Origin of the sequence: Marinomonas pontica (assembly GCF_026191375.1) — a bacterium.
GTDB classification, from domain to species: domain Bacteria; phylum Pseudomonadota; class Gammaproteobacteria; order Pseudomonadales; family Marinomonadaceae; genus Marinomonas; species Marinomonas pontica.
In genome coordinates, this window is the sequence record NZ_JAODTL010000014.1 from 21,925 (window position 1) to 33,777 (window position 11,853).

Here is an 11,853-nt window from a genome sequence, read left to right on the forward strand (position 1 = left end):
TGGGGAAATACAGCGTGTTCAGTACCAGATCAATACGTCCGTGGAATCGAGGACTTAACCTCCAAAGAAACAACAAGTCCATTGTAGTGCAATTAAATAGTACAACCCCAATCGCCAGCATAGCGCCGAGATACTTATCTTTCTCAATTGATATTTCCGTACTCGCAGGTGGTTTTTGGTGGGAAGGCAGCACAGGAACGCAACGAGGCTTAGGCACCCAACGCGTCGAAGCATTGGACCTCTGTCAAGAGAAGCTCGATGTGTTGGTCAAAGCATTGGGACCTGCTTATGTTCGCGTTGGTGGTTCAGAAGCGGATAAAGTTCGCTACTTTACCAGCACAGAGTCACAACCTCCCTGTGATAACGCATTACTACTGACACAGTTAATGTGGAATCAGCTGCATGACTTTTGCCAACGAAACGACTTGGCACTCATGTTCACCATGAAATATGGATTGTTTGAACGACGACAGCAAGGTTCATGGCAAGCCGATGACGTCATCGCACTGCTGAAATACAGCCATGACAATCATCAAACCATCGACGTTTGCGAGCTTGGTAATGAACTCAATGCGTATTGGGCTTTTCATGGGTTCACTTCCCAGCCGAGCGCCAAAAACTTGGCAAAAGATTACGACACTTTTATACGTTGCATTCGTCAACACAGCCCTAACAGCAAAGTGGCTGGGCCTGGCAGTGCTTTTTGGCCAAGAATTGGCGAAGCCATTAAACCACTGAGCAACATTTCTGCGCCATTTTTAGACTATTTAGAAGAGCCCCTGGACATAGTTGATTGGCATTATTACCCCTTTCAAAGCACACGCTCTCCAGTCAAAACCCGAGTCGCCAGTGTGGACAATATTCTCTCGCCGAATTCATTAAAAGACTTTGAAAAATACTCCAAACAACTCGAACAATTACGCGATCAATACCAACCAACCGCGCAACTCTGGACTGGCGAAACTGGATCGGCTCAGTGTGGCGGACAGGCAAAATTGTCCGACCGATTTGTGTCCTGTTTTTGGTGGGCAGACCAGCTAGGCCGCGGTGCGAAAATCGGCCAAAAAGTCATGGTAAGACAAAGCCTTATTGGCGGTGATTACGCCTTAATTAATCGCCAGACACTCAAACCCAACCCCGACTATTGGGTCAGTTGGCTATGGGGAAAACTGATGGGAACCGACGTGTATGACGTGCAAAGCAACGACCCATTTGTACAAATATACTGCCACAGTGCCAAAAAAGAAGGCAAATGCACCTTATTGATTATCAACATGTCAGCATCACCAAAGATCTTGAATTGCCATGGCTTTGGATCAAAGAAAAAACGTTTTGAAATCATCGCCGATTCACTCACATCGAAGAAAATACGCATCAACGGCATCAAACCACGGTTCAAGCAGGGCAAGGTAAAACTTGGTGATTTCCCTAAACTGTCCAAACTTAATATTGTCAGCCCGTACAGCATCAATTTTTGGTGTTTTACTGTTTAAGGAACGACCCAGACTTTACTGAGCACCTATTGAACTGGCTGACTCATCTCAAATGGATTAGCCCGACAAAAATAGGATGACGCCATAGTTCTAAAAGCATCACTGCATCATGGAAACATCAACTTATAAATGAAGTGGTCCAGCAACAAATGACGATAATGCGTCTTAAATACACCTTAAATCCCAACAAAGTTCTTGATAATTTCCCCTTCATCCGTAATATGCCAAACGAAAATAATTCTCAAATCTTACAATTATTTTTTGCCACCCAATTCGGAAAACATTGCTTAAACAGAGCCTACGGCTTTCAACCTAAGAGTCATCGCAACCACAACGGAGTAATATTCATCACTTAGCGTTGATGAAACCATACTTATGCAGTCAAACTTAATTTCTGATGCCGTTTCGAGCCAACGTCGCAGTGAAAAACGTCGTTGGTCAGTTATTGGCATCTTGCTTATCATTCTTGTATGTTCCTTCATTTTAGACGTGGCAACAGGCCCTTCTTTGCTCAACGTAAAAAACGTTGCTAATGCCTTACTGAATCTAATTGGCTTTCCTGTCGAGGTGGATCCAACAACCAAAGTAATTGTTGCCAGCTTAAGGCTACCCATCGCGATAATGGCCGTGGTAGTAGGTGGTGTATTAGGTGTGGGCGGCGCAGAAATGCAGACGCTATTAAACAATTCTATGGCAAGTCCTTATACTCTAGGAATGGCTGCCGCCGCCGGGTTCGGAGCAGCATTAATGCTGTACTTTGGCTCGCTAGGTATAGACACCAACATTGCAGTACCTCTCGGGGCTTTTGTGTGTTGTATGCTGGCGGCGACATTTCTATTCGCATTGGCAACCATGAGGCACATCAGTTCGGGCCAGCTGATATTGGCAGGCATTGCGTTATTGTTCCTTTTCCAGTCATTGCTATCCCTTGTACAATTTGTGTCATCCCCTGAACTGAGCCAACAAATTTTATTTTGGTTATTTGGCAGCCTGTCGAAAGCATCATGGACCAACCTGATAATTATCATCAGCGTAACCGTCGTATGCATGGCTTTTTTGATTCGCGATGCGTGGAAGCTCACAGCACTCAGGTTAGGCGAAGAAAGAGCCAAAAGCCTTGGCGTTAACATCACCCAACTTAGACTTCGTACCTTATTAATTGTGGCCATAATGACAGCAACAGTGACAAGTTTTGTGGGTATCATTGGTTTTGTCGGCATTGTGGCACCCAACATTGCAAAAATGTTAGTTGGTGAAGATCAGCGCTTTTTCTTACCGTTGTCGTTCATTATTGGCGCATTTTTATTATCTAGTGCGTCGGTGTTATCCAAGGTAATTGTTCCTGGTGCGCTCTTCCCGATCGGTATTGTCACAGCCATCATTGGCGTGCCTTTCTTCTTTTGGTTGATTTTAGGTAAAAGGCGTTAATTATGTTGCAAGTCACCCATCTGAATGTGGTTTTAGACGAACTAGTGTTGGCTAAGAACATGTCTTTTACCTTAGAGCCGGGTAAGGTTAATGTCATTATTGGCCCGAACGGCACAGGAAAAAGTACGTTATTAAAAACCTTGTTCGGCGATATTCAGGCAAAATCAGGGGAGATATCTTTCGCTAACCAAACACTTCAACGCAAACAGTTATCACAATGGCGCAAGCAGTTTGGCTACATGCCACAAGATATTCGCTTAGATGTTGAGCTTAGCGTTCTGGAAGTGGTCTTGCTAGGGCAACTAAATACACTGGGATTTCGCTTAGATGACACCGTGATTGAGGAAGCTTTAACTGCGCTTGATAAAATTGGGTTACTGCATCTTGCTAACCGCGATGTAAACAAGCTCAGTGGAGGTCAATGCCAAATGATCTTATTCGCACAAGCACTAATGCGCAAACCCAAAATACTCATGCTTGATGAACCTGTGAGTGCGTTGGATTTGCACTTCCAGCATGTCCTTCTGGACCATCTAGACACGCAGACCAAACAACAGGATTGGATTACCGTCATGGTACTTCACGATCTCAATCTAGCAGCCCAATACGCCGACAATTTGCTAGTGCTAAAAGATGGCCAACTGATCGCAAGTGGCCATCCAAGTGACATACTCAACCCTGCTTTGGTAAAAGCCGTGTACAATGTTGATGCCGACGTAACCAAAGACGCGTCAGGAGTGCCATTTGTTCGCACCATCAGACGCCACACGACAACATCAACTCACGTTGAAAATACAAAACAACGCGTATTCAATCCGACTGCTGAATTCCTGATTTAAGGTTGACACCTTCTTAACATGCTATCCAAACATTTTTTAAGAGATTGGCAAATACTCTCCCCTGCTGGGCGAGTATTGGTCATCAATGGCTTTACGTTCAACCTCGGCTTTTTCATGCTGCTTCCCTATCTTGCGGATCATTTGCAACATAATTTGGGCATTAGCGGTTGGTATGTTGGTGTCATCATCGGCTTACGCGTCTTAAGTCAACAAGGCATGTTTTTGGTTGGTGGAACATTGGGGGACAGGCTCGGTTATAAGCGCCTTATTCTTTTAGGGTGCGCTGTTCGAATACTCGGCTTTACGCTCTTGGGCCTTGGTCAAACTGTTCCTATTTTAATGCTAGGGGCCTTCTTTTCTGGCTTTGCCGGAGCTCTTTTTACACCGAGTAGCCAAGCGTATTTGGCGTCTGAATACCCAGAGCAAAAATCACGAGACAAAGTCTTTGCATTGCAAAGCCTGACATCAGAAGCGGGCATGTTACTTGGCCCATTGCTTGGATTGTCTCTGCTTTACGTGGATTTCGCTCTAGTCGGTGTCGTTTCTGCGGGCTTATTTACCTTATTGCTTATTATTCAGTGGCGTTTCCTTCCTGAACTGGCGTCACAACAGAACACAACACACACGCATTCTCGATTTTGGAAACAATGGGGACAAATGCTCACACACAAAGCATTTATGCAATTTGTGTTGTGCTCTTCTGTTTATCACCTGTTGTTCCACCAACTCTACATAGCAGTACCTCATGAAATTCGTGTTGTCACTCAAGATATCAGCATCATCACTTGGGTCTTTGCGACTTCCTCTATTACGGGCGTTCTTATGCAAATGCCTGTCAGTCGCTTTGTAGAAGCACGCCTAGGTACAGCGCGAGGAATGTGGCTAGGGATGACCATCATGGGATCCAGTTATTTGTGGCTAAACCTTAGCTTGTCTTGGTTACCAGCCTTGCCATTTATTCTCTGCGGGCTCTTTTTTAGTGTCGGATCCATGTTGGTTTTTCCGCTACTGGGCGCGTATGTACCTAAATTCTGCTCCGCGAAAGAGCTAGGAAGCCACTATGGATTGTATTCGTGTATTGGCGGCCTCTATGCTTTTACTGGCAACATAAGCACCGGCTGGCTGTTATCTTCAAGCCAACTTCCCCACTTTTGGGTGTGGATAGGGCTAGCAAGCGTTGGCGCGGTATCAGGAACATTGCTGTTTCTCCAAGTGACAGAACATTCAAAGAAAACAAGCATCGCACGTCCACAATAACCCCAGATTACAAAAAAGCCCCGCATTCGCGAGGCTTTGTCTTACCCATTCAATCCGTTATTAAACAGTTGTATTTTTCACCGAAAACATACCGTAAGCGGCCACCACTAAGAAACAAACTGCAGGCACTAAATATGACGCGATAGCGCCGTATTCATCAATCGTTGCCCCTTGGATTAATGGCATAACCGCGCCACCCAAGATCGCCATAACCAAACCCGCCGAGCCAAATTTCGTATCACTTCCAAGTCCATCTAACGCGATACTGTAAATCGTTGGGAACATCAAAGACAAACACGCCGAAATAGACACAATCGCCCACACACCGGTTACATCTGGCACCATCACAGCGTAAAAACACAAAACCGTGCCTAATAAAGCCAAAATACTTAACAACACAGCGGGACGGAAAAAGCCCATCAACCAAGTCATCACAAAGCGCGATACCAAGAAAATAATCAAACTGTACTGTAAATAATCAGACGCACTGGCTTCCGTACCGCCAAGTGTTTCTTGCACATATTGAATGGTAAATGTCCAAGTACAGGTTTGCGCTGCCACGTTAAAGAACTGTGCAACCACACCCCAACGGTATTGTTTTCTGCGGATCAATCGACCCAATGTCGCCATAAAATCAATGGTTTGAACTTCATCAACATTGACCTTATTAGCCGATTTCGGCACTCGCATAAAATAGATAAGCGCCCAGATGATCATCAGCACAAACGCCATGCCGACATAAGGCGTCATCACGCTGTTTAATTCATCCGCACGAATGCTAAGCAACATTTCTGGTGCCATGTTGGCTCTTTCTTCAGCCGTTGCCGTGTTTAAGTTAGGAAGAATCAAAGTCGCGGCAAGGAATACTCCAATATTGGTGCCCACAGGGTTAAACGCCTGAGCCAAGTTCAAGCGACGCGCTGCGCTGCCTTCTGGCCCCATGATCATCACAAACGGGTTCGCCGAGGTTTCTAAAATAGACAGGCCCGCTGCCAAAATAAACAAAGCGGCCAAAAAGAAACCATACGTCATCGAAACACTGGCAGGATAAAACGCCAAGGCCCCTAAAATCGCCAAGCCTAATCCCGTCAACACGCCCGCTTTATAAGAGTAACGAGCATTGATAAACGCGGCAGGAATCGCCAAGCAGAAATACGCGCCGTAATAAGCGAACTGTACTAAAGCGGATTCAAAGGTGCTCATAGTAAAGATTTTACTAAACACTTTTACCAATGGATCGGTCATGTTGGCAGCGACGCCCCATGCAGCGAAACAGGTAATCAATAAAATAAACGCGATTTTCATGTTCGGATAAACGAACGGAGCAGAAAGGGAATTTTCAGGAGCTGTATTTTGATTTTTCATAAAGCAAACAACATCTATTATTTTATAGTTGGATGATAAGACGTGCTGACTACCTATTCTCGAATAGACAGACCAAAACACCTCGTCATCATCAGACATTGATATAGGCTAACCGCAGTTTGGGCATTATTTTGCTTGGTTTAAAACCTGCAATAGCGCCCTTTCCACGACCAACATCAAACACAAGGTGCGAAATCCTACCACCAACTTTCTATAAAAATGCGCTTGCAGAACAAAACTTAGTACTTTGTAAGTGGATTAATCTTTTCTTACCCATTTCATTAACATAAATGAAATATTCATGACTTAGGGTTCATTTTAATCCCCCTAAGTCACTGTAATATTTGCTAATTGTTTTTATTTGTCGGGGTATTTCGCAATAACCGCAAAGCATTTGCTGTGACCAAAGCAGTCGCGCCAGAGTCCGCTAATACGGCAAGCCACAACCCAGTTATACCCAGTAACGTAGTGACCAAAAACACCGCCTTCAGGCCTAAAGCTATGGTGATATTCTGACGAATATTAGCATTGGTCGCACGAGACAAACGAATCATCTCTGCCAAGCCTCGCAAGCGATTATGCGTCAATGCCGCATCTGCCGTTTCTAAGGCGACATCTGTGCCGCTTCCCATCGCAATGCCTATGGTAGATGCTTTCATCGCTGGAGCGTCATTAATACCATCGCCCACCATGGCTGTCACCTGCTGTTGATTCAATTCAGTGACCGCCGTAACTTTGTCTTCTGGTAATAAATCCGCTCGATAATCTATGTTCAATTCGGCAGCAATGGCCGCAGCGGCACGGGCATTATCACCGGTTAACATCACACCATTAATACCCAAATCGGCTAAGTCTTTAAGCGCGGCTTTAGCGTCATCGCGTAATCTATCCCGCAACGCGATCAAGCCAGAAAGTTCGCCATCTTCAAGTACAACAACGACCGTTTTACCCTCTTCTTCCAAGCCAATAACTTGCTGTTGAATAGAATCATCTAACGCTTGCTCTAACTTACTTGGTGAGCTGATTTTGATTTTTCTACCTTCAAAATCCCCTTCTACACCAACACCCGCCAAGGTCTTGCGATTATCAGCATGAACGAGAGCAACACCTTGATGCTCGGTGTAATCCACAATAGCCTTAGCCAATGGATGATGGGAACCCATTTCAACCGACGCTGCGGCCGACAATACATCACTCACATTTGCATTATTAAAAGGCACCACATCCATCACGCTTGGCTTACCTTCCGTGAGTGTGCCCGTTTTATCAAAGGCGATGGTTTTGATTCGACCCAGTTGCTCTAACGCTAATCCGCCTTTAATCAAAGCACCACGACGAGTCGCCGCCGCCAAACCAGACGTAATCGCCGCTGGCGTCGAAATAACCAAGGCACAAGGACAACCAATCAACAACAAGGCTAAACCACGATAAATCCACGTATCCCAAGGTTGAGCGAAAGCCAGAGGCGGAATCAAGATCACCAAGACAGAAATCAGCATAATCACTGGCGTATAAATACGGCTGAATTTATCTAAGAAACGCTCAAGCGGTGCTCTGCGTTCTTCCGCTTCTTCAATCAGGTGTAAAATTCGATCTATGGCGTTATTACCGGGTTGCGACACGACTTTGAGTCGCACCACCCGATCCGCCAGCAAGCTGCCAGCGGGAACTTTTTCACCAGACGAACGCTCAACAGGAACAGATTCCCCAGTCAACGCGCTTTCATCAAAGCTTGCCATTTCGGACAAGAGTTCCGCATCCGCAGGTAAGCGCTCACCCGGCGACACCTCAATTTCATCCCCTGGACGCAAATCCGCAATCGCAATTTTTTGACGTTCACCCTTTTTGATAATCAAGGCTTCTTCTGGCAATAACGCCATTAACGCGCTGACACCTTTGCGTGCGCGATTTGCTGCAAAGGATTCCAAACACTCGCCAATCATAAAGAGCAACAGCACCATAGCGGCTTCTGCTGTGGCGCCAATAAATAACGCACCAACGGCTGCGACACTCATTAAGGTTTCAATGGCAAACGGCGAACCGCTGCGCATCATACGCCATGATTTTTTCACGATGGGCACCAAGCCAACCAAAGTAGTGACAATAAACGCCGTTTCGCCAAACACAGGATTAAATTGTGTTATTCCCCAGCTGAATAGCATCAGTACAGCCAACCCGACAATCGGGCCGTACTCACTTAACGACTGACGAGAAAACCATGAGGTCGTGCTTTGATTTGAAATAGTTTGAGCAGAATTGGTTTGATTCGAACCTTGCTTAAAAGCACTTTTATCCAAAGAAGCCAAACTAAAACCAATGCCTTTTACGGCTGCTTGGATTTTGTCAGATACATCAGTATTGGCCGAAACACGTAATTTTTCGGTAGAGAAAACCACATTGGCACTTATTACACCTTCAACAGAAGTAACCGCCTTCTCAATGGAACGCGCACAACTGGCGCAATCCATTCCGCTAACTCGCCAACTATAATTCTGATTATCGGTTGCTTGGGCTAAAGAGGCATCGTCATTTGCATCAGCGGGCACACAGCAACTGGCGTCGCCTTCGTCATCGGAAGAACAGCAAGTACTTTCTTTCTTGCCGCTGTCGTCGCTTGCGCAGCAAGAGGAAACCTCACTCGATGTCGAGCAACAAGAACTGCTCGTTTCTTGATGTGTGTGTGATGAATGGTCTTTTGCTTGATGACACTGACATGAAGAATGAGATTGGCAATTTTCTTTATGGTGACCTGATGAATGATGCATACAACTCTCCTGTTATGAATATATAACAAGAGTGTAGACCTTGGATCATACTCCAAGGTCAAGCATCCGTTTCCTATTTCTTAAAAATAAAAAACCTTAGCCCTTAATGGCAACACCTTCTACTTCTAATACCGTTTTGGCATCGGTACGCTCCATGATCTTCACCAAGGCGGATTGAATCACTTCATCTTCGCGTACATCACTTTGGCCAGCAAAACGCTGATCTTGTGGCTCTGCGCCTTCTTCAGCGGTAAACGTCACAATCACCTCTGTGGCGATTTCTGCTGTTTCGCCAAAGTACGCGATGGAAAGCTGCGGATAACCTTTGAAACCCATTTTGACTTTCTTCGCGATACGCTTTTTCGATTTATCTATGTTCATGCTGCCTGCCTAGAGGGAAAGGTATTGAGTATCAAGAAAAACTATTGCTGGATTAAACCACAAAGCAGACCAATCAAGGTAAATTAAACACAAAATACCCCACCCTAGCCCCTTCAAAGACACAAGGGGAGAGAATAAAAATCTCTAAACTCCCCCCTGCCAAGGGGAGGTTGGGAGGGTAAATCACTTAATTAAACTAAGCGCCGCTCTAAACTCGTCTGCTCGACAATCACCAATCAATTCAAACAAGCACATTTCCAAGCTAGTCACTTCTGCACCTTTGCGTGCCAATTTGTCGAGTGCCATGACTTTGTTTTCTATCGTTCGTGAGGACACACAATCACTCACCAACTCCACGTCATAACCCAGATCTAGCAAACCTAGCGCCGTTTGATACACACAAATATGCGTTTCGATGCCGGTAATCAGCCACGAATTCATCTTGGCCTTTTTAACCGCATCGATGAAATCAGGTTCACCACAGGCACTAAAAGAATACTTAGCTATTGGCTTAACGGTATCCAAAACCTCACGTAACTCTGACACGGTTGCCCCCAGTTTTTCTGGGTTTTGTTCCAACCAAAGAATCGGCATTCCCAATAGCTTGGCGGCTTTTACTAATTTAACCAAATTGGCAATAAACGCCTCGCTGTCGTGAACAATCGTCGCTAGCTTTCCTTGAACGTCGATCACCACCAAACCGGTTTTGTCTTTTCTCAACATGCTATTTCCTTTTTTATTTTTATCCGTTGCTTTAAACCAGTTTAATACCAAGGGAGGTCAGCAAACTTACCGCTTCATATCGACAAAAGATGGCGTTTTTAATGGTATTTTTCTTCACATCAATATCGTAGTTGGTCGCGCCATTAAAATCTGCGCCTGTTAAATTAGTATTCACAAACAAACTATTGGTTAAATCGGTTCCCGTAAAACGCCCTCGGGAAATCGTCGCTTCTCGAAAATCCACATCGTGCGCTCGGCAATCTTCAATCACGATACCTGACAATTTCAAACCATAAAACGACGAAGCATTAAGCAGACATTCTTTAAAAAATAACGGTGCGCCAAGTTGCAAACCTCGCCAATAGGCTTTTGTCCAATCAACACCCAACACTTTTGATTCATAAAACTGCACCTCTGAAAACGACGAGTTTCGCACATTCACCGCGGTCAACTTGCACTTACGAAACTGGCAATCCTTAAAAGTGCAGCCATCAAAAAACGCCTCGGTGAAATCACAGGACTCAAACACACACGACTCAAACGTCCTACGACTGATGCTATCTTGTTCCATAGACAAATCAGTGAAGGTGACTCCATAATATGCCGCATCGTTCGGCAATACATTTTCCATGATATTCTCCCAGTCTTAAGAAGACTAAAGTATCAAGAGAACCAAAGTGGCTCAATCTAAACCGATCACAACAACGTCTTGAAGACACGTCTTCTATGTCACGATTTTGTCATCAAACACAGCCATTATTAACGGTTACGAATGTCTACACTGTGTTTACTCTGCTCAAGATGACTTGATAAAAAAACCAAGCAATTTGCTATTGCTCCCGTTTCATTGTTTGATTCCCGATGGAGTGGAACACAATTTTAGCGAGTCTTTTTATTAGAGCGCCTTTAGAATTCAAAATCACACTCGTTATACGACACTTTGCCTATCAAAAAAGGGAGCGGCATGACCTCCGAAAAAATCAAAAAACGCTATCCACGACCACCAATCAGCCTAATTGAAAGCAATATTCCAGGTTGGGAGGTTGATATTTATATTGGCGGATCAAAAGGCGTTGCCGATGCCGAGCTCTTAGAAAAGCACAATATAAAGGTTGTTTTAAATTGCGCGATCAATTTAGACATTGATCTTGTTCATTTCGAGGAAGCCAATACACCAGAGCACCTTTTAAGACATGGGTCCGGTCGTGTTCGCTATTTCAAAATTGGATTGATTGATGGCGCTGGCAACCCAGAAGCCATGATATTAGCAGGCTACCATTTGATGCGTTCGGCATTGGATCAAGAACTTCCCGAAAAAGCCTCTTATAAAGTACGCGAGAAAGGCAACATACTAGTAAATTGCCGAGGTGGTCGTAGTCGATCCGTAACCATCGTTGCTTTGTTTTTGCATCTTGAATACCCAGATCGCTACCCAACATTGGAGACAGCCATTGCCCATATTCGTGAAAAACGTGAACTGCACCCGGACGAATGGTTTGAGACCCCAAAGCCCGCATTAATACAGCTTGCGGAACGTGCAGCCGAAATGGAAAAAACTTTACGGCAAGCCGGTTTTGGTAGAACACCATGACGCTGTAGAAA

At 44.9% G+C, this 11,853-nt stretch carries 10 protein-coding genes; 5 read left to right on the forward strand and 5 right to left on the reverse strand.

What is annotated here, in order from left to right; genetic code table 11:
- Positions 1 to 86: 86 nt before the first annotated feature.
- The 4 genes from N5P32_RS01940 to N5P32_RS01955 all read left to right on the forward strand — a co-directional run bounded on the left by N5P32_RS01940 (position 87) and on the right by N5P32_RS01955 (position 5,017).
- A complete protein-coding gene (locus N5P32_RS01940) occupies positions 87 to 1,493 on the forward strand; it encodes a glycosyl hydrolase family 79 N-terminal domain-containing protein (protein WP_265727517.1) in 1,407 nt (468 codons plus the stop codon).
- 375 nt (positions 1,494 to 1,868) lie between these two features.
- Positions 1,869 to 2,921, forward strand: a complete 1,053-nt coding sequence (locus N5P32_RS01945; protein ID WP_265727518.1) for a FecCD family ABC transporter permease — start codon at positions 1,869 to 1,871, stop codon at positions 2,919 to 2,921.
- Positions 2,922 to 2,923: 2 nt separating this feature from the next.
- On the forward strand, positions 2,924 to 3,760 hold the full coding sequence (locus tag N5P32_RS01950; RefSeq protein WP_265727519.1) for an ABC transporter ATP-binding protein: 837 nt from the start codon (positions 2,924 to 2,926) through the stop codon (positions 3,758 to 3,760).
- 18 nt (positions 3,761 to 3,778) lie between these two features.
- On the forward strand, positions 3,779 to 5,017 hold the full coding sequence (locus tag N5P32_RS01955) for an MFS transporter (protein ID WP_265727520.1): 1,239 nt from the start codon (positions 3,779 to 3,781) through the stop codon (positions 5,015 to 5,017).
- Between the two features lie 60 nt (positions 5,018 to 5,077).
- Here N5P32_RS01955 and fucP read toward each other — a convergent pair whose 3' ends face one another.
- The 5 genes from fucP to N5P32_RS01980 all read right to left on the reverse strand — a co-directional run bounded on the left by fucP (position 5,078) and on the right by N5P32_RS01980 (position 10,882).
- Positions 5,078 to 6,382 carry an L-fucose:H+ symporter permease gene (fucP, locus tag N5P32_RS01960; RefSeq protein WP_265727521.1) on the reverse strand — a complete coding sequence of 435 codons (1,305 nt, stop codon included), beginning with the start codon at positions 6,380 to 6,382 and terminating at the stop codon, positions 5,078 to 5,080.
- A 347-nt stretch (positions 6,383 to 6,729) separates the two neighbouring features.
- The gene (locus tag N5P32_RS01965; RefSeq protein ID WP_265727522.1) at positions 6,730 to 9,147 is read right to left on the reverse strand and encodes a zinc/cadmium/mercury/lead-transporting ATPase; all 2,418 of its coding nucleotides are present in this window, start codon (positions 9,145 to 9,147) and stop codon (positions 6,730 to 6,732) included.
- A gap of 96 nt (positions 9,148 to 9,243) precedes the next feature.
- Complete coding sequence (locus N5P32_RS01970) at positions 9,244 to 9,528, reverse strand: hypothetical protein (protein WP_265727523.1); 285 nt, start codon at positions 9,526 to 9,528, stop codon at positions 9,244 to 9,246.
- 183 nt (positions 9,529 to 9,711) lie between these two features.
- Positions 9,712 to 10,251 carry a hydrolase gene (locus tag N5P32_RS01975; RefSeq protein WP_265727524.1) on the reverse strand — a complete coding sequence of 180 codons (540 nt, stop codon included), beginning with the start codon at positions 10,249 to 10,251 and terminating at the stop codon, positions 9,712 to 9,714.
- Between the two features lie 31 nt (positions 10,252 to 10,282).
- The gene (locus N5P32_RS01980; RefSeq protein ID WP_265727525.1) at positions 10,283 to 10,882 is read right to left on the reverse strand and encodes a pentapeptide repeat-containing protein; all 600 of its coding nucleotides are present in this window, start codon (positions 10,880 to 10,882) and stop codon (positions 10,283 to 10,285) included.
- 333 nt (positions 10,883 to 11,215) lie between these two features.
- Between N5P32_RS01980 and N5P32_RS01985 the strand changes: the two genes are divergently transcribed.
- Positions 11,216 to 11,842, forward strand: a complete 627-nt coding sequence (locus tag N5P32_RS01985) for a dual specificity protein phosphatase family protein (RefSeq protein WP_265727526.1) — start codon at positions 11,216 to 11,218, stop codon at positions 11,840 to 11,842.
- The last annotated feature ends 11 nt before the right edge of the window (positions 11,843 to 11,853 follow it).

What these genes read in the sequence shown, in the direction of transcription:
- N5P32_RS01975 (WP_265727524.1), bottom strand. Translation starts at nt 10,251, where the DNA reads ATGTTGAGAAAAGACAAAACCGGTTTGGTGGTGATCGACGTTCAAGGA.
- N5P32_RS01970 (WP_265727523.1), bottom strand. Translation starts at nt 9,528, where the DNA reads ATGAACATAGATAAATCGAAAAAGCGTATCGCGAAGAAAGTCAAAATG.
- N5P32_RS01955 (WP_265727520.1), top strand. Translation starts at nt 3,779, where the DNA reads ATGCTATCCAAACATTTTTTAAGAGATTGGCAAATACTCTCCCCTGCT.
- N5P32_RS01985 (WP_265727526.1), top strand. Translation starts at nt 11,216, where the DNA reads ATGACCTCCGAAAAAATCAAAAAACGCTATCCACGACCACCAATCAGC.
- N5P32_RS01980 (WP_265727525.1), bottom strand. Translation starts at nt 10,882, where the DNA reads ATGGAAAATGTATTGCCGAACGATGCGGCATATTATGGAGTCACCTTC.
- fucP (WP_265727521.1), bottom strand. Translation starts at nt 6,382, where the DNA reads ATGAAAAATCAAAATACAGCTCCTGAAAATTCCCTTTCTGCTCCGTTC.
- N5P32_RS01965 (WP_265727522.1), bottom strand. Translation starts at nt 9,147, where the DNA reads ATGCATCATTCATCAGGTCACCATAAAGAAAATTGCCAATCTCATTCT.
- N5P32_RS01950 (WP_265727519.1), top strand. Translation starts at nt 2,924, where the DNA reads ATGTTGCAAGTCACCCATCTGAATGTGGTTTTAGACGAACTAGTGTTG.
- N5P32_RS01945 (WP_265727518.1), top strand. Translation starts at nt 1,869, where the DNA reads ATGCAGTCAAACTTAATTTCTGATGCCGTTTCGAGCCAACGTCGCAGT.